The sequence below is a fragment of the Polaribacter ponticola genome (assembly GCF_026191475.2).
Taxonomy (GTDB): Bacteria; Bacteroidota; Bacteroidia; order Flavobacteriales; family Flavobacteriaceae; genus Polaribacter; species Polaribacter ponticola.
Genome location: NZ_JAOSLC020000002.1, coordinates 173,532 through 192,001, shown reverse-complemented (window position 1 = coordinate 192,001; position 18,470 = coordinate 173,532). Strand labels below are relative to the sequence as shown.

Here is an 18,470-nt window from a genome sequence, read left to right as displayed (position 1 = left end):
ATTTTTTTGCTGTTAATTAGTTGTGTAAAAGTTCTTGAATATTTTAAGCAAATCTAATCAATTTACTAGTTTTAATTACTATTTTTAATTTAATAATTATTACTAACTTTCTAATAGATTAAACATTTGAACGAACGCATTATAGAGTTAACAGAAATTAACCCAAAAGATTTCTTTGGAGCACACAATAGTACTATAGAACAATTAAAAAAATACTTTCCAAAAATTAAAATTGTTGCAAGAGGCTCTAAATTAAAAATTTATGGTGAAGCAGAAATTTTAGATGAATTTGAGGTTCGTTTAGAACGTTTAATAAAGTATTTTAATAGATATAATAACTTAGATGAAAATAGCATTGAGCAAATTTTAACTTCTAACGGAAATGAAGAAAAAGCAAATAATGCTAAAAGTATAAAAGACATTCTAGTGCATGGTGTTGGCGGTAAGTTAATTAAGCCACAGACAGAAAATCAACGTAAAATGGTATCGTTAATGAATAAGAACGATATGTTATTTGCGGTAGGACCAGCAGGAACAGGAAAAACATATACGGCGGTTGCACTTGCTGTAAAAGCATTAAAAGAAAAGGAAGTTAGAAGAATAATTTTAACAAGACCTGCTGTAGAATCTGGTGAAAATTTAGGGTTTTTACCAGGAGATTTAAAAGAGAAATTAGATCCTTATATGCAACCTTTATATGATGCGCTAAGAGATATGATTCCGCATGAAAAATTAGAGTCGTTTATAGAAAAAGGAGTAATACAGATTGCACCTTTGGCATTTATGCGAGGTAGAACTTTAGACAATGCGTTTGTAATTTTAGATGAAGCACAAAATACGACTCATAATCAAATGAAAATGTTTTTAACAAGAATGGGTAAAAGTGCTAAGTTTATAATTACTGGAGATCCTGGTCAAATAGATTTACCAAGAAAACAAGTTTCGGGTTTAAAAGAATCTTTATTAGCTCTAAAAGATATTAACGGAATTGCTCAAGTATATTTAGATGACAAAGATGTGGTTAGACACAGGTTGGTTCGTAAAATTATTAGTGCTTATAAAAGTATAGAAACAGAATGATAAAAATTGAAAAAGAGAAACTAGGCTTACAAGATTATTTTTATATAGGTTATTTATATCTTATTATTTTAGGTATTGTAAGTGATGCTATTTTTTATGGAATTTTTGGTGTTTCTTACTTAAATTATACAACAATTTTAGATGCTTTAATATCTCCAATTAGTTTATTAACAAATAATTGGAAAATTTCTATTTTTCTTATTTTAATGTTTTGGTTAATGCAAATGTACTTTTCTAAATGGATGTTTAAATTATACGCTTACTTAAGAGTTAAAAAGTGGTACAGAAAAATGTACAACATAGAAAAATGGGATAAAAAATATGCCGAATTAGAAAAGAAAAAGAACAATCCGCAAGGGATGATGTTTCTATTTTTTCTTTTATTTATTTCTATGAGAACAGGTATGGGAATTGGAACAAAGCAAAAGTTAACCAAAGAAGAGATTGTGCCAAATTATTCTTTAATTTTTAAAGACAATACAAAATTAGATGTTAAAAAAGTAGGGCAAAATTCGGCTTATTTCTTTTATTTTATACCAGGAGAAAAAGTAATGACGGTTACACCAATTGCAGATAATTTGAAGCAAATAAAAATTTTAGAAAACAAAAAGAAATAAATTAGGAAAGTTTATTTTTGCGCAAACAACAACATAACAAATGAATACAATTAACGATACCAATTTTCAGTTTCCAAATCAGAAGTCTATTTATAAAGGAAAAGTAAGAGAGGTTTACAATATAAATAACGATCTTTTGGTAATGATTGCAACAGATAGATTATCTGCTTTCGATGTTATTTTGCCAAGTCAGATTCCGTTTAAAGGTCAGATTTTAAATCAGATTGCAACAAAAATGATGAATGATACAGCAGATATTGTTCCTAATTGGTTAATTGCAAATCCTGATGAAAACGTAGCTGTTGGTCATTTATGCGATCCTTTTAAAGTAGAAATGGTAATTAGAGGTTATATGTCTGGTCATGCAGCACGTGAGTATAAAGCAGGTAAAAGAGTTTTATGTGGTGTAGAAATGGCAGAAGGGTTAAAAGAAAATGATAAATTTCCAACACCAATTATTACGCCATCTACAAAGGCAGATAATGGAGATCATGACGAAGATATTACAAGAGAAGCTATTTTAGCAAACCAAATAGTATCTGAAGAAGATTATTTAATTCTTGAAGATTATACGCGTAAATTATTTGCTAGAGGAACAGAAATTGCTGCAAAACGTGGCTTAATTTTGGTTGATACTAAATATGAATTTGGTAAAACAAAAGAAGGTAAAATTGTTTTAATTGATGAAATTCATACGCCAGATTCTTCTCGTTATTTTTATGCAGAAGGATATCAAGAAAGACAAGATAAAGGAGAAGCTCAAAAACAATTATCTAAAGAGTTTGTGCGCCAATGGTTAATTGAAAATGGTTTTCAAGGATTAGAAGGGCAACAAATACCAGCAATGTCTGAAGAAAAAGTAATTGAAATTTCTAACAGATATATAGAGTTATATGAACAGATTACTGGAGAAAAGTTTGTAAAAGCTTCTACAGAAAATGTGATTAATAGAATCGAAAAAAACGTTTTGGATTTTCTAGCTTAATGAAAGCCGTAACTATAAAACAATTAAAAGACGAATTAACTCACAAATCTGCCAGTGAGTTAAAAGAGTTATGTTTACATTTATCAAGGTTTAAAAAAGAGAATAAAGAATTACTCACGTATTTAATGTTTGAGTCTCATAACGAAGAAGCATACATACAATCTATAAAAGATGAAATGGATGTGCAGTTCTCTGAGATAAACACAAAGAGTTTTTTCTATATTCGAAAAAGTGCTCGTAAGATTTTAACAAGCACAAAGAAATTTATTAGATATTCTAAAAAGAAAGAAACAGAAGCAGAATTGTTATTGTATTTCTGTAGAAAACTAAAAGATTTTAGACCTTCAATTAAAAGAAGTCAAAGACTACAAAATGTTTTTAACTCTCAAATTAAATTGATAAAAAAAGCGATTGAAAAGTTACACGAAGATTTACAATATGATTTTCAATTAGAGTTAGATGATTTATTAGGAAATGACTAAAGAAAGACCCGTTTTATCAAATTTAGTAAATAAAGGAACTTCAGAAATAGAAAAATTTCAGAATGAAGTACTTCGACCTATTGTAAAAATGCAGCATCAATTATTAATTGCCTCTTTTAAAAATTATCTACAAAAAAGGAAAATCGATTTAATAGTTTTACCAGAAAAGAAAAAAGGAGTAGAATATCGTCTGTTTTTAAAACTGATAATAATTATAAAAACTTAACATTAGGTTTTGTAATTGGTCATTTTTCTGAGGATGAATTTTTATTTTATTCAGAAAATTCATCAGAAATAAATAGAAGGATTTTACAAATTACATCCCAAAGAATTAAAGATAGTATTTCTGAATTGCCATAAAAAAAGTCGTTGTATTTATTTACAACGACTTTTTTTATATTAAAAAACAAATTACATTATTTGTTTTGTTCTGCTAATAATTTTTTTGATATCTACCTTGTACAATATCTACAATTATTAAAATGGCTAATACAAAGTAGAATGTTGTTTTACTCATTGGTACAATTTCTTCGCCGAAAATTTTAATGTGTGCTAAATGACCACCTTCTGTAACTAGCATTATTCCCACTATAAAAAGGATAAACAAACCTAATACCTCGTACATTCTGTTTTTAGATAAAAATGTAGAAATTTTATCTGCCATAACAAGCATTAATAAACCACTAATTACAATTGCAATTGCCATAACGATAAAAGCAGTTGTAGAACTTTCTATTTCGCTAGTAAGCCCAATTGCAGCTAAAATAGAATCGAAAGAAAAAACTAAATTCATTATTACAATACTAGTAATAACAGCGTTTGCAGATTTAGATTTTTTTTCTGTAGCCATATCATCAACACCTAATCCTTTAGTAGAAATCATGTGCCAAATTTCTTTAATAGCTGTGTAAATTATAAAACCACCACCTAAAAGTACAATTATACTATGACCGTTAAAAGCAAATTTTATAACATCTTTTATTCCGCCAGATAAAAATGAAAAAGGTTCTTGGAAAAAATCGATGATAGAAACAAGTACAAATAGTAATACAATCCTTAAAACGATTGCTATTAAAATTCCAGTTTTTCTAACCTTTTTTTGAGCAGCTTCTGGTGCTTTTTTAGATTCTAATGATATGTATAGTAAATTGTCGAAACCTAAAACGGCTTGTAATAAAACCAACATTACTAATGTGAAAACAATTTCTAACATGCTATTTTTTTTGATTATTTTTTTTGAAAAATTTCAAGCTCAAAGATATTTAAAGAAATTAAATCATATTGAGTTTTTTTGTAATAAATACAATTGTAATTTAAGTGTATTTAAAAGGAATGAGTTTATAGATGTATGCTTTTGGTAGAATAATTGTAACTTAAAGGTTTTTATGTCGTCATATTAAAAAATCAATTAACTTAAAAAAACCATTAAATGAAAACGCTGCCTTTTTTAAAATCAATAGTTTTATGTGCGCTTTGTGTATTTTTTATTAATACAGGTAAGGCGCAAAATTTAGAATCTAAAATAGATAAAATACTTAATAATCAGTTTAAAAAGAACGAAACAGGTGTTGCTGCGCTAGTTGCTAAAAACGGAAAAGTTATTTATCGTAAAGCTTTTGGGAAAGCAAATTTAGAGTTAGATGTAAATATGACTCCCAATAATGTTTTTGAAGTAGGTTCTATTACAAAACAATTTACTGCTGTTTCAATATTAATGTTATTAGAAGAAGGTAAATTAAGTTTAGAAGACGATATCACTAAATTTATTCCAGATTATCCTACAAATGGTCAAAAAATAACAATACATCATTTATTAACACATACTTCTGGTATTAAAAGTTATACCTCTATGCAAGAATTTGGAAAAGTGATGACTCTTGATAAGTCTCCTCTAAAATTTATCGATTTCTTTAAAAACGAACCAATGGATTTTAATCCTGGAGAAAAGTATAAATATAATAATTCTGGGTATTTTATTTTAGGATACATTATCGAAAAAGTAAGCGGATTATCTTATGCGAAATTTCTTCAAGAAAGAATTTTTGATAAAATAGATATGAAGAATTCTTATTTTGGAAGTCATACAAAGTTGATAAAAAATAGAGCTTCTGGGTATCAAAAAAGAGACGAGTTTTCGAATGCTCAATATATAAGTTTAACATTGCCTTATGCAGCAGGTTCTGTAATGTCTACTGTAGATGATATGTTAAAATGGCAAACAGCAATTACGGGAGACGTTTTTGTGAAAGAATCAACTATAGATAAGGCATTCACGAATTATACATTAAATAATGGAGATAAAATAAATTATGGTTATGGTTGGAGTTTAAATGAGATTAGCGACATAGCAACGATAGAACATGGTGGTGCAATACCTGGTTATTTATCTATGGGTGTTTTTGTACCAAGTAAAAATGTATATGTAATTCTTTTTTCTAATTGCGGTTGTAAATCTCCAACAGATGCAGCTTTAGAAATTGCAGCTTTGGCTATTGATAAGCCAAGAGTTACGGAAGATAATGTGGTAAAGTTAACTAATGAACAACTAAATAAATGGGTTGGAACTTATAAGTTTACCGATGATGCTTTAAGGTATATTACTTTAAAAGATGGTCAATTATATAGTCAAAGAAAAGGAAGTTCTCAAGAATTTAAAATTTACCCAACTTCTCCAAATACTTTTTCATTTAAAGAAGGTTTTATTGCTTTTGATTTTTCATTAGAAGAAGGTAAAAAGATTGTACTTTTTAAAAACAGAATACATAAATTTAAAGGAGTTTTTATTGATGAAAAAGCGCCAAAAGTAAAAGATGTAATTACCATTGCAGAAGATGTTTTAAAAAAATATGATGGAGCTTATGAATTACAACCAGGTTTTGTAATTACAGTAACATCAAAAAGAAACCAATTATTTGCACAAGCAACCGGTCAACCACAATTTGAATTATTTGCAGAAACAGAAACTACATTTTATCTAAAAGTTGTAAAAGCAAGTGTTGAGTTTCATAAAAATGATGAAGGAATTGTAAATTCATTAACTTTAAATCAAGGAGGAAGAGCAATGAAAGCGATTAAGAAATAACTAGAAAAGATATTTAATTAAAATACGAATACTCACAAAGGCAATCAATATAGCGGTTGCCTTTTTTAATTGAATAGGTGTAAAGTAAGTGTTGCTTATTCTACTACCAATTTGTCCGCCAATAAAAACGGTTATAAGTAGAATAGAAGTTAAATTCCAGTCGATATAAAAATCAGGATTAGAATATTGCCCAATAAAACCAGCAATAGAATTCACTAAAATAAAAAAACTAGCAGTTGCAGCAATTTTTTTAGGAGTGTCCCAATTTGTAAGATGTAAAAGAGGTGCTAAAAAAATACCACCACCAATACCAACCATCCCAGAAATAAAACCAATGATACCGCCAAAGGTTGCATTTTTCTCTATGTTTAGTTTTATTGGTTTTTCATCCGAAGAAATAATTTTTTTAGAAAGCCACATCGTAATTGCAGCAAAAAGAAGTGTAAAACCTAAAAGGATAAAAAAGATATTTTGATTTATCTTCAATTTTCCACCAAAAAAAGCAAGAGGTATACTTAAAAGAACTAAAGGAACTACTTTTTTAAAATTTAATTCCTTTTGTTTAACAAACAAGAAAACATTACTAGACACAACAACAATATTACATAATAAAGCTGTTGCTCTTATTTGTGTGAATAAGATGCCAGTTAATGCTAAAATTGCTAAATAACTAGATCCACCACCAAAACCAACAGCAGCATATAAAATTGCAACCATAAAAAAGAAGCTTATAATGTGCCAATTTGTTAATAAAACTTCAAATATTAGCTGTAAATTCATTGTAAGCAAATATATTATTCTCTTTAATATAAGGTGTAAGTTTATTTTAAATATTGTTTTTTATCTATTATTAAATGTCATAAGTAGAAAAAAGAATGAAAAATAAAATATGTTTTATAACTTTCTAGCTTAAAAACATACCTAAATTAAACGAACTAGCACCCCTACAAAGAATTTTAATTTTCTATTTTTATCAAATCTTATAACCAGTAAAAATTAATTATGAGCAATTATCACATAAAACACTTAGAAGAATACTATCAAGTTTATAGAAAATCTATAAGAGAGCCAGAAAACTTTTGGGAAGAGATTGCAGAAGAACATTTTATATGGCGTAAGAAATGGGATAAAGTTTTAGAGTGGGATTTTACAAAACCAGAAATAAAATGGTTTCAAGGAGCACAATTAAATATTACAGAGAACTGTATAGATAGGCATTTAGCAACTAGAGGAGATAAAACTGCAATTTTATTTGAGCCTAATGATCCTAATGAAGGAGCAGAGCATATTACTTATAAACAATTACATCAACGAGTAAATCAATTTGCAAACGTTTTAAAAGAAGAAGGAGTTAAAAAAGGAGATAGAGTTTGTATTTATGTACCTATGATTCCTGAATTGGCGATTGCAACTTTAGCATGTGCAAGAATAGGAGCTATACATTCTGTAGTTTTTGCAGGTTTTTCATCAACAGCATTGGCAACAAGAATAAATGATTCGGATTGTAAAATGGTTATCACTTCAGATGGTTCTTACAGAGGAAAAAAATCAATAGATTTAAAAGGAATCGTAGATGAAGCTTTAGAATCTTGTTCTGGAGTAGAAACTGTTTTGGTGGCAAAAAGAATCAATTCAGACATTCGTATGAAAGAAGGAAGAGACAAATGGTTAGAACCTTTATTAGACAATGCATCAACAGATTGTGAAGCAGAAATAATGAATGCAGAAGATCCGTTGTTTATTTTATATACTTCTGGCTCAACAGGAAAACCAAAAGGAATGGTACATACAACTGCAGGTTATATGGTGTATACAGCCTATACTTTTAAAAATGCGTTTCAGTATAGAGAAAATGATGTGTATTGGTGTACTGCAGATATAGGTTGGATAACTGGTCACAGTTATATAGTTTACGGACCATTAGCAAATGGTGCAACAACAGTTATGTTTGAAGGTGTACCAAGTTATCCAGACTTTGGTCGTTTTTGGGATATTGTAGAAAAGCACAAAGTAAATCAATTTTATACAGCACCAACTGCAATTAGAGCGTTGGCAAAACAAGGAACAGAATTGGTAGACAAATACGATTTATCGTCCTTAAAAGTATTAGGTTCTGTTGGAGAGCCCATTAACGAAGAAGCTTGGCATTGGTATAATGACAATGTTGGGAAAGGAAAAAGCCCAATAATAGATTCTTGGTGGCAAACAGAAACAGGCGGAATAATGATAACTCCAATTCCGTATGTAACACCAACCAAACCTACCTATGCAACGTTGCCTTTTATAGGGATTCAACCAGCTTTAATCGATGAAAAAGGAGAAGAATTAAAAGGAAACCAAGTAGAAGGAAGATTGTGTATAAAATTTCCTTGGCCAAGTATTGCAAGAACTATTTGGGGAAATCACGAACGTTATAAAGAAACCTATTTTTCTGCCTACGATAAAATGTATTTTACAGGTGATGGAGCTTTACGAGACGAAGTTGGTTATTACAGAATTACCGGTAGAGTAGATGATGTAATTATTGTTTCTGGGCACAATTTAGGAACTGCGCCAATAGAAGATGCAATTAACGAGCATCCGGCAGTTGCAGAATCTGCTATTGTTGGTTTTCCACATGATATTAAAGGAAGTGCATTGTATGGTTATGTAACTTTAAAAGATACTGGCGAAAGTAGAAATCACGATAATTTACGAAAAGAAATCAATCAATTAATTACAGATAGAATTGGGCCGATTGCGAAGTTAGATAAAATTCAATTCTCAGAAGGCTTACCAAAAACACGTTCAGGTAAAATTATGCGTAGAATTTTACGAAAAATTGCACATAATGAAATGGATAATTTGGGTGATATTTCTACGTTGTTAAATCCTGAAGTTGTGCAAAGTATTATTGATAATAAATTGTAAATGAATACTATTAGAAAATATTTAGAAGAAACCATATCAATAGAAGATAGTGATTGGGACTTTTTTACTTCAAGATTAGAACAGAGAACCGTTAAAAAAAGAACAAAACTGTTAACTATTAATGAAGTTGAAAACCACATATCTTTTATTTCTAGTGGAATTGTTCGGTTTTTAATTCCTAAGGAAGATTTGGATAAAGAAATTACCTTTGGTTTTTGTTTTGATAATGAATTTGTAAGTGCTTATGATTCTTTTCTAACCAGAAAGCCATCTTTATATGAGTTAGAAACACTAACAAAAGTAACTATGTGGAGCATATCTTATGATGATTTGCAGGAAGTTTATAAAAAAACTAAAATTGGAAATACACTTGGTCGCTTGTCATCAGAACGTTTATTTTTAATAAAATCTAAAAGAGAACAATCTTTATTAAATGAAACAGCAGAAGAACGTTATTTAAATTTATTCAAAGAAAGACCAAATTTGATAAAAGCAATTCCGTTAAAATATATTGCCTCTTATATTGGTGTTACGGCACAAGCATTAAGTAGAATACGGAAACGAATTTCTTAACTTAGGTTCATTTTATAAAACAATTTATGTTCAGTTATTTGTAGGCTAAATAATTGAACATGTACGTGATAATTTTAATAGTGATTTTGTGGTATTCTGGATTGTTTTTTCAAACCTTTTTTCTACATAGATATGCAGCACATCAAACCTTTACAATGTCTAAACTTGGAGAAAAAGTTTGTTTTTTCTTAACGTGGCTAACTCAAGGTTCTAATTATTTAAGTGCTTATGGTTATGGTGTTATGCATAGAATGCATCATGCTTATGCAGATACAGAAAAAGATCCACATTCACCAAAATACGATAGTAATTTATTTAGTATGATGTGGCGTACAAAAAACATGTATCAAGATATCAATACAAAAAGGATTTCAATAGAAGAAAAGTTCACTAAAAACGTACCTCAATGGGAACGTTTTGACGCCTTTGCTAGTTCTCGATTTTCTCGATTAACTTGGGCGCTAATTTATACGTTATTCTTTGTTTTTTTTGCAACTGCCTGGTGGCAATGGTTATTTTTACCTGTTACTTTTTTAATGGCTCCAATTCATGGAGTAATTATTAATTGGTTTGCACATATTTACGGATATGTAAATTTTAAAGTAAGCGATACATCTAAAAACTTATTGCCATTTGATTTTTTAATGATGGGCGAAGGCTATCATAATAACCATCACGCTCATGGAGGACGAGCAAATTTTGGCGTAAAATGGCATGAAGTAGATATTACTTATTGTATAATGGTAGTATTAGATAAAGTAAAACTTATTAAACTTAAGTAGTTATTTTGAAGCCATAAGGTTGAATTTTTAAAAGAAATAAAACATCATTTTAGAAATGTTTTGCTATTGTGTCATGTTAATATCCATGGCATGTAATTTGAAAGGATACCTTAATATCTATCAAAAATTACAGCATGCAACATTTAAAAGATTCAAAAGAACCTAAAAAGAAACAAAAAGTTTCTATCGGAAAAGCATTTAAAACCATTATTTGGCCAAGAAGAAACTTGGTTTTTGTTGGATTAATTTTAATTGTTTTGAGAAGTTTATCAGGATTAATTTTGCCATGGCAAAGTAAAGTTTTGTTAGACGAAGTTGTACCAGACAAAGATTATGATAAATTATACACTTTAATAGGAGTAGTTTTAGTCGCTATTTTATTACAAGCAATTACGTCTTTTTTATTGACACGAATTTTAAGTGTTCAAGCACAATATTTAATATCAGAATTAAGAGCACAAGTGCAAAAGAAAGTATTGTCGTTGCCAATCAGTTTTTTTGATAACACAAAATCTGGCGCGTTGGTTTCTAGAATTATGAGCGATGTTGAAGGTGTTAGAAACCTTATCGGAACTGGTTTAGTGCAGTTAGTTGGTGGAACAATTACTGCAGTAATTTCTTTAATCATTTTGATAAATTTAAATCCGTGGATGACATTATTTGTATTCTTACCGATTTCAATTTTCGGAATTGTTGCTTTAAAAGCCTTCAAGTTTATTCGCCCAATTTTTAGAACTCGTGGTAAAATCAACGCTGAGGTTAAAGGAAGATTGACAGAAACTTTAGCTGGAGTTCGAGTAATAAAAGCATTCAACGCAGAAGATCAAGAAAATAAAACCTTTGAAAAAGGTGTAGATAAACTGTTTCAGAATGTAAAGAAAAGTTTAACAGCAACTGCTTTAATGACTAGTTCATCTACCTTTTTAATTGGTGTTGCCACAACAGGAATTATGGGAATTGGTGGTTATTATATGATGAATGATAGCATGACTTCTGGTGAGTTTTTATTTTTTACTTTGATTCTTGGTTTTATGATTGCGCCAATTGTGCAAATGAGTAATATTGGAAGTCAGTTAACAGAAGCTTTGGCAGGTTTAGATAGAACCGAAGAATTGATGAATATGGAAGCTGAAGAAGATAATGCTGAAAGAACTATTCAATTAAAAGAGGTAAAAGGAGATATTAAATTTGAGAATGTTTCTTTTTCGTATGATGAAGGAAAAGAAGTGATTAATGATATTAGTTTTGATGTTCCGAAAGGAACAGTTACCGCTTTGGTTGGAAGTTCTGGTTCTGGAAAATCAACAATTGCAGGATTGTCAGCAACATTTTTAAATCCAAAGTCAGGTTTAATCACAATTGATAATCAAGATGTTTCTAAAATAAAATTAAACAGTTATCGTAAAAACCTAGGTGTTGTGTTACAAGACGAATTTCTGTTTGAAGGAACCATCAGAGAAAATATTTTATTTCCAAGACCAAATGCTACAGAAAAAGAATTACAATATGCTGTAAAAGCAGCTTATGTAAATGAATTTACAGATCGATTTGATGACGGATTAGACACCTTAATTGGAGAACGTGGTGTAAAACTTTCTGGAGGACAACGACAACGTTTGGCAATTGCAAGAGCGATTTTAGCGAATCCCAAAATTATTATTTTAGACGAAGCAACATCAAGCTTAGATACTGAAAGTGAAGCATTAATTCAGAAAAGTTTATCAGAATTAATGAAAGAAAGAACAACCATTGTAATTGCGCACAGATTAAGTACCATTAAACAAGCAGATCAAATCTTGGTAATTGAAGCTGGTAATATTGCAGAACGTGGAACGCATGACGAGTTGATTGCTGCGAAAGGTAGATATTATGATTTATATACGTATCAGGCAAAAATTTAATGTATATCAAATAAATTATGAATTTTTAAATATTTATTCACAATAAACCCTTCTGCATAAGTAGCATTTATTTGTCGACCAATAAATAGTATTAGCGCTTTTAAATATTAAAATCATTATAAATATTAACTTCAGATTTTTACTTGTTTCCAATATTAAACTTTTAAAAAATCTATTAACTTGTCAATTTATTTGTTATTCTATAATCATGATTTCTCCATCTTCGGGAATCAAAACATTATAAATTAACTTATTATTTGTTAATATTTCTTTTAATTCTTTTCTAGTTAAAGGACAGTGATTTATAGATTCCATATGATTTGCAATAACTTTTCCTGAAGTATTTTTTATAAACTTTAAAATATCATCAATATTCATAATAAGTTGTTTAAATAAATCAAATTGAGCTGCTCCACAAGCTAAAACACTAATATCAGGTTTATATTCTTTTAGAACTTTATCTACTGAATCTGTGTAAATTGTATCAGAACTTAGATAAATCGACTTTTGATTAGGTAACTTTAAGTAAAAACCAATAACATTTCCCATTGGTTTAGCTACAAATCCATATCCATGTTTAGCAGGAATGCCTTCTATGGTTCCACCTAGAAATTCTTGTTTTTCCCAATATTTTAAAGATTGAACAACATTTAGTCCTCTCTTTTTAAATGCTTTTTCATCTTTTACACTACATGTAACTGGAATGTTTTTTTTGATTAAAAATGCAACGGCTTTACTATCAATATGATCTGGATGTTGATGTGTTATAAGGCAATGTGTTACTTTTTCTAATATCTTATTAGAGTTTGTGGGTAGAGGAACGGTTGGGTTTCTTCTTGCTTTATGTCTAAACAAAATAAAAGAAGGCATGATGCCTTGGTCTCCCAACATTGGATCAATTAAAATAACATTTTTCTCTGTTTCCACAACCATTGTGGCATTTCTTAAATGGTGAATCTTTATCATCTTTTATGTTTTTTTAAGATTATCTATTAGGTTCATTTTTAATATTTTTTTAAAATTGATTTTATTTTAATTGAAAAAAATTATTCACTCCCAAATATCTATTTACAGTAAAACCTTCTGCATATTTTGCGTTGATTGGTCTTCCGTAAATACTATTGGTGCTTTTTATTTGATATAATAAACCGATAATAGAATTAGGCTGGTTATTTTCTGGCTTCACAAATTGTGAATTGAATGCTTTAATAGTTTCAATTTTTTTATTCATTTCTGAAGATATATCTATCACAAAATCTGGGTCAATAAAATAATCTTGTATGTAATGATAAACCGATTTTGGCCTCCAAGGTTCTTGAATTTCTCCATTAAAAAAAGTTTCTTTCTTTTTAAGTCCTGATATAAAGCAAGCATCTGCAACAAGCTTAGCTGCATTTGCATGATCTGGATGACGATCATTAATAGCATTAGCTAATACAATTTCTGGTTGATACTTTCTAATAGCTTGAATAACTAATAATCTGCTTTCTTCATTGTTCTCTATGGCTCCATCAGCTAATCCAAATTGGTCTCTATAATTTATTTTTAAGATTTCTGAAGCTTTTTCAGCTTCTTTTGCTCTCCTTTCTGGTGTACCAAATGTTCCCATTTCTCCCGCAGTCATATCTACAATAGCAACTGTTTTACCTAAGGCTATATGTTTAAGTATAACGCCAGAAGCGGCACATTCTACATCATCTGGATGTGCTCCAAAGGCTAGAATGTCTACTTTAAATGTATTCATGAAATTTGTTTTAATAATTGAATTTTTCGTTTATAAATCTAACCAGTAATTTACTTTTAATGCAATACTGTAGCTCTGTCGGTCAATTGGGTTTACATTGTAATTGTTAGAGATTACTAAATGAGCAAATGACAACGGATTAAATTCCCATTGCAATCGCGTATTAAATCCTAAATTTTCGTTTTGTGTGTTTAGTTGTGCAATAGTTGTCCATGATAACTTATTGGTGAAAAAAATGCTTCCTTTGAAATTTAGAGCATGAATTGTATCTTCTCCATACTGTTTTAAATCAATAATATTTAAATTATAATCGGCACTAAAGTTTGCCCATGGTTGTAGTCTATAATTAGCAACAAATTCCCATCTAAATCTGTCACCATTATAAAAACTTCCATATTGAAATCTATTTTGAAAAGAAAAAGCTTTGTTAGTTGGTGGTGATATGTATCCAAATCTAATAAAAGTTGTATTGTATATATCTTTTAGGATTGGGGTTCCGTTTCTTAAAATATCTGTAGCAAATTGCAAATTGTTATGATTGTAGAAGACGTTTAAAAAGAAGTAACTTAAATCTTTATATCTCCAAATATTAACCAATTCGATGTCTTCTTCAATTAACTTTAAATTGGAGTTCAAGAAAGTATTGAATCTGATTTTATGCTCATTTTTGTCTCGTGTATTACTACTAGGCTTGTAGTTGTTATAAATTACTTCGGTATAGTTTTCTAGATAACCATCTTTTGTAGATTGTTTAAGAATTGCATCGAAATTATTTAAGCGAGGAACAAAGCCAACATTAGTAATATAATTTTTATTTACAAGACTTGTACTAGAAGTTCCTAACCATTTTCGTGATGAATATGACAAAGTAGCATTGTAAAAGTCATTATTCTTTGAGATACCAGAGGTTAAACTTTTTCCATAATTGAATTGTCCTAACCACTTATTATCATTAGAAATATAATTAAAATTTATTCCAACAACTCTATTATAATCATTAACAACTTGGTGTTTTTTCAACTCCTGTCTATTAATAAAATAAGCAGTTGTTGTGAGTGTTTTTGATATTTTTCTCCTTCCTACAACTACTGTATAATTTTGACCATTTTCAGTATCATTTGATTCTGTTTGTGAATTTAAAAAGCCAATTCTTAACTTATCTGTAAGTTTACCAGATAGTTTTAAACCAAATTGAATATCAGTTTTAGAACCTATGATTCTTGAATAGAACGGATTGATACCACGAGTGCCTAAATTATTAAATAAATCTCCATTTTCTAGAAAGAAATTTCTTTGCTCTGGAAAACTAATATCGAAGCGGGTTAAGTTTGTAATTTGCTGATCTTGCTCTATAGCAGAAAAATCTGGGTTAATGGTTACATCCAATTTTAATGAAGAAGTAACTTTATATTTTAGATCTAAACCAGCTGTTAATTCGCTATTATTTTTGTTAGTAGTAACATTTTTATTATACGAATACACAGAAGATGGAATTAAAGTTGATTTCGATGCCTTTGTTTTTGTAAGGTTTTCAATTTCTATAGGCTTAGTAAATCGTAGATCTAAAACACTATAATTTCTTGAATAAGAGGTTAATGTTGCATATTGAGGAGTTTTTGCATCAATACTCATAAAATTAATTCCCCATTTTTTATTTTTAATATTATAAGGAAGTGCGTTTAAAGGAATGGCAATTTCATAGTATCTTTTATCTGTTTGAATAATTGTTTTTGATTGCCATTTAGTATTCCAATTACTATCTACAGAATAATTGTCATTTGTTATAGAAATAATTCCATCTGTTTGTACACCTTTTACATTTACAGCAAATAAATAACCAGAGTTTTGATTGCCGTTAACATCTATTACTATACCAAAGCCATCACCATTTGTAAAACTTTTAAACCCTTCATCTCTTTTTAATGAGCGAACAATATATTCTGGAGTATCTTCAAAAATAGTAACCCCAATATATAAAGTGTTTCCATTATGAAATGCTTTTGCAATTACTGGCTTTTTTACAAGTCCAGAGTCGTTAGGAAAATGATTGTAAAATTGATTAAATGAAGTTGATTTTTTCCATACAGATTCATTAAGTTTTCCATCAATTTTTATGTTCTCATTAATTTTTACAATTTTTGATTGATTATTTTGAGAGTAACTTTGAATATATATTAGGCTTAATAAGAAAAATAGTAGTGTATTTTTCATCACAAATAATGGTGTTTTGAGTTAGGTTGTTTTACTTTGTATAAATCTTTTTGTACTTCAATCCAAGTTCTTGAGTTATCAGAAATATTTCTGGCTTGTTTTTTCTTAGAAGTACTGTCCAATTGTTAAAAACAACCCAATCATCATTTTCGAAAATAGATCTTCCAAATTCTTGTGTTAATTTTTTACGGATGCGAGACTCTTCTTCTTTACCTGTTAAAATCCAAACTTTACTCATTCGGTTGTTTTCAAATCTGATTTCAAATTTTCTTGGAAAACCAGCATATTCAATACCAAATGCATTTATTTGAGTTTTTTCAATGCTATTTTTTTTGCCTAAGTATTTAACGTCTACCAAGCTGATACTCTCTTTAATAATGGCTAATATGCTCTCTGATTTATAACCCATTTTTATGAAACTTGGAATTTTCACTGAAGAATTATAGTTTGTTTCTGTATTAGAATTTAAGTAGGGATTAGTCCAAGTATATAAGTTTAAATGAAGTGATTTTGCTGTTAAAAATGAAGCAACATCGGTTTTTGGGTTTATATATAATAATCCGGAGTTATAGATTTGGTAATTCAAAAATGAATGTGGATCTCTCTTAGCTTTAGTACCGATACTTTTAATTACATTTCCTTTAGCTTGAATAAAACTAAGTTTATCATCAGAAAAAGTAAACACAACTTTTTTTAGAATACCATACTTACCTTTAACCTTTGATGCAATCAAGTGTTTTTCCTTATCTTTAGATAAAGGAAAACTAGGATTAGAAACATCAACAACCTGAATTTTTTTTGATAGTTTACAGATGTTCTTTTGAGCTTTTAAGAATGAATCTCCAAATTGTATATCTTTAAAATACTGGTTAATTTGAGATTGTGTGATACCACTTATAAAAAGAAGCAACATTAGAAGTTTTATTTTCATGATATTAGTTATTTGAAAGTGCTTTTAATTCTTTAATTTCACGTTCTAATTTAGCAATGTATTTTTGTTGCGGAATTAAAGCTGTCTCAATTTCATCAACTGTATATTTTGGAGTAATATGTTGAGGGCAATTCCAATCATAAGCTTCAATATGTAAAACCAACATTCGCTCTGGTCTAAATTTATAGTCCTCTAAATCTAATGAGTCGTACAACTCTGGGTTCTCTTCTAATTCAATAACTTCTGCAGTTGCATAGATCTTTAGCCTAGCTTTTCTAGGATAATCAATCATTATTAGAGAAACTTTTGCATTGGTAGCAATGTTCCCAACTGATACATATTGTTTATTACCAGAAAAATCGATAAAACCTACTCGTTTTGAATCTAGAACTTTTAAAAAACCTTTTGGACCACCACGATGTTGTATGTATGGGAATCCATTTGATCCGATAGATGATAAATAGAAACTATTCTGATTTTCTATAAAAGAGAACTCACCATCTGTTAATCCATTTACTTCGCTAAATTTTTCCATTCGAGAATAGCTATTTCTGCTTCCGTATTTTTTTGTAAGTCTTTTGCTGCATCCGAGAATGCTATTTCAGGATAATTTCTTGCCATGGTTTTTTATTTGAATAATAAATTACATCGAAGAAGAACCAATTTCCTCCGATGTGATATTTTGAATATTAAGCTCTCTTAAGTTCGTAATTGATTAAGAAGATTAATGGAATAGCATATGCTAAATGTCTTACTAAGGTAATTACTGGCATCATTGGAGACATGTCTAAACCTGCAACTCCCGCCCCTAATAAAGGAAGCATGAATAACCATACCAAAGCTACAGTTTCTCCAGCAACAAATATTAAAGGTCTAGCCCATTTTGGTCCCCAAAGAGAAGGAGCAATTCCTGCATATAAAATTGATAATAAAATTCCGTTGCTATAATGTCCAATAACTCCATACCCTAAACCTAATCCAGTCTTAGCACCTAATATTCCAGGAATATCCCACCAGTTTCCTGTTATTAATAACCCTACTAAGTCAAATAATATAGTACCTAAAAATCCTGCTACTATTGCATTTTTCCAATTTATTGTTTTCATAATTTCTATTATATTTATTTAATGATGATTGGACTAGTTATTCACTAGCCCAATCATTTTTTTATT

The 18,470-nt window shown here is 29.2% G+C and carries 18 protein-coding genes; 10 read left to right on the top strand and 8 right to left on the bottom strand.

What is annotated here, in order from left to right:
* Window positions 1-126 precede the first annotated feature (126 nt).
* Genes N5A56_RS01210 through N5A56_RS01190 form a run of 5 tightly spaced genes read left to right on the top strand, consistent with a single transcriptional unit; the run spans window position 127 to window position 3,390 of the window.
* Window positions 127-1,080 (top strand): PhoH family protein, encoded by a 954-nt coding sequence (locus N5A56_RS01210; protein WP_265724143.1) that lies wholly within the window; start codon window positions 127-129, stop codon window positions 1,078-1,080.
* Window positions 1,077-1,697 (top strand): hypothetical protein, encoded by a 621-nt coding sequence (locus tag N5A56_RS01205; protein ID WP_265724144.1) that lies wholly within the window; start codon window positions 1,077-1,079, stop codon window positions 1,695-1,697. Before N5A56_RS01210 ends, N5A56_RS01205 begins: the two co-directional genes overlap by 4 nt.
* Window positions 1,698-1,737: 40 nt before the next feature.
* Window positions 1,738-2,682: a phosphoribosylaminoimidazolesuccinocarboxamide synthase gene (locus N5A56_RS01200; RefSeq protein WP_265724145.1), complete on the top strand. Its 945-nt coding sequence runs from the start codon at window positions 1,738-1,740 to the stop codon at window positions 2,680-2,682.
* Window positions 2,682-3,164 (top strand): hypothetical protein, encoded by a 483-nt coding sequence (locus N5A56_RS01195; protein ID WP_265724146.1) that lies wholly within the window; start codon window positions 2,682-2,684, stop codon window positions 3,162-3,164. The genes N5A56_RS01200 and N5A56_RS01195 overlap by 1 nt, the downstream gene beginning before the upstream one ends.
* The gene (locus N5A56_RS01190; RefSeq protein WP_265724147.1) at window positions 3,157-3,390 is read left to right on the top strand and encodes a hypothetical protein; all 234 of its coding nucleotides are present in this window, start codon (window positions 3,157-3,159) and stop codon (window positions 3,388-3,390) included. The genes N5A56_RS01195 and N5A56_RS01190 overlap by 8 nt, the downstream gene beginning before the upstream one ends.
* Window positions 3,391-3,597: 207 nt before the next feature.
* Here N5A56_RS01190 and N5A56_RS01185 read toward each other — a convergent pair whose 3' ends face one another.
* On the bottom strand, window positions 3,598-4,377 hold the full coding sequence (locus tag N5A56_RS01185) for a TerC family protein (protein ID WP_274270134.1): 780 nt from the start codon (window positions 4,375-4,377) through the stop codon (window positions 3,598-3,600).
* Between the two features lie 216 nt (window positions 4,378-4,593).
* Between N5A56_RS01185 and N5A56_RS01180 the strand changes: the two genes are divergently transcribed.
* Window positions 4,594-6,246 carry a serine hydrolase gene (locus tag N5A56_RS01180; protein WP_265724149.1) on the top strand — a complete coding sequence of 551 codons (1,653 nt, stop codon included), beginning with the start codon at window positions 4,594-4,596 and terminating at the stop codon, window positions 6,244-6,246.
* Here N5A56_RS01180 and N5A56_RS01175 read toward each other — a convergent pair whose 3' ends face one another.
* Window positions 6,247-7,026, bottom strand: coding sequence for a sulfite exporter TauE/SafE family protein (locus tag N5A56_RS01175; RefSeq protein ID WP_265724150.1), 780 nt, complete (start codon window positions 7,024-7,026; stop codon window positions 6,247-6,249).
* Between the two features lie 222 nt (window positions 7,027-7,248).
* On the opposite strand from N5A56_RS01175, the gene acs reads away from it, so the two are divergent.
* The 4 genes from acs (at window position 7,249) to N5A56_RS01155 (ending at window position 12,412) form a co-directional block, all read left to right on the top strand.
* Window positions 7,249-9,156, top strand: a complete 1,908-nt coding sequence (gene acs, locus N5A56_RS01170; RefSeq protein WP_265724151.1) for an acetate--CoA ligase — start codon at window positions 7,249-7,251, stop codon at window positions 9,154-9,156.
* The gene (locus tag N5A56_RS01165; protein WP_265724152.1) at window positions 9,157-9,729 is read left to right on the top strand and encodes a Crp/Fnr family transcriptional regulator; all 573 of its coding nucleotides are present in this window, start codon (window positions 9,157-9,159) and stop codon (window positions 9,727-9,729) included.
* Between the two features lie 59 nt (window positions 9,730-9,788).
* Complete coding sequence (locus N5A56_RS01160; RefSeq protein WP_265724153.1) at window positions 9,789-10,511, top strand: acyl-CoA desaturase; 723 nt, start codon at window positions 9,789-9,791, stop codon at window positions 10,509-10,511.
* Window positions 10,512-10,645: 134 nt separating this feature from the next.
* Window positions 10,646-12,412, top strand: a complete 1,767-nt coding sequence (locus N5A56_RS01155; RefSeq protein WP_265724154.1) for an ABC transporter ATP-binding protein — start codon at window positions 10,646-10,648, stop codon at window positions 12,410-12,412.
* Between the two features lie 195 nt (window positions 12,413-12,607).
* On the opposite strand, the gene N5A56_RS01150 is transcribed toward N5A56_RS01155, so the two are convergent.
* From N5A56_RS01150 to N5A56_RS01125, 6 genes are all read right to left on the bottom strand, one after another.
* Window positions 12,608-13,378 carry an MBL fold metallo-hydrolase gene (locus N5A56_RS01150; RefSeq protein ID WP_265724155.1) on the bottom strand — a complete coding sequence of 257 codons (771 nt, stop codon included), beginning with the start codon at window positions 13,376-13,378 and terminating at the stop codon, window positions 12,608-12,610.
* A 61-nt stretch (window positions 13,379-13,439) separates the two neighbouring features.
* A complete protein-coding gene (gene bshB1 / locus N5A56_RS01145; RefSeq protein WP_265724156.1) occupies window positions 13,440-14,156 on the bottom strand; it encodes a bacillithiol biosynthesis deacetylase BshB1 in 717 nt (238 codons plus the stop codon).
* A 30-nt stretch (window positions 14,157-14,186) separates the two neighbouring features.
* Window positions 14,187-16,367 (bottom strand): DUF5916 domain-containing protein, encoded by a 2,181-nt coding sequence (locus N5A56_RS01140; RefSeq protein ID WP_265724157.1) that lies wholly within the window; start codon window positions 16,365-16,367, stop codon window positions 14,187-14,189.
* Window positions 16,368-16,398: 31 nt separating this feature from the next.
* Window positions 16,399-17,298 carry a hypothetical protein gene (locus tag N5A56_RS01135; protein ID WP_265724158.1) on the bottom strand — a complete coding sequence of 300 codons (900 nt, stop codon included), beginning with the start codon at window positions 17,296-17,298 and terminating at the stop codon, window positions 16,399-16,401.
* A gap of 4 nt (window positions 17,299-17,302) precedes the next feature.
* Window positions 17,303-17,833: a pyridoxamine 5'-phosphate oxidase family protein gene (locus N5A56_RS01130; protein ID WP_274270133.1), complete on the bottom strand. Its 531-nt coding sequence runs from the start codon at window positions 17,831-17,833 to the stop codon at window positions 17,303-17,305.
* Window positions 17,834-17,987: 154 nt separating this feature from the next.
* Entirely contained in the window at window positions 17,988-18,404 is a 417-nt protein-coding gene (locus tag N5A56_RS01125) for a hypothetical protein (protein ID WP_265724160.1), read from the bottom strand.
* Between the last annotated feature and the right edge of the window lie 66 nt (window positions 18,405-18,470).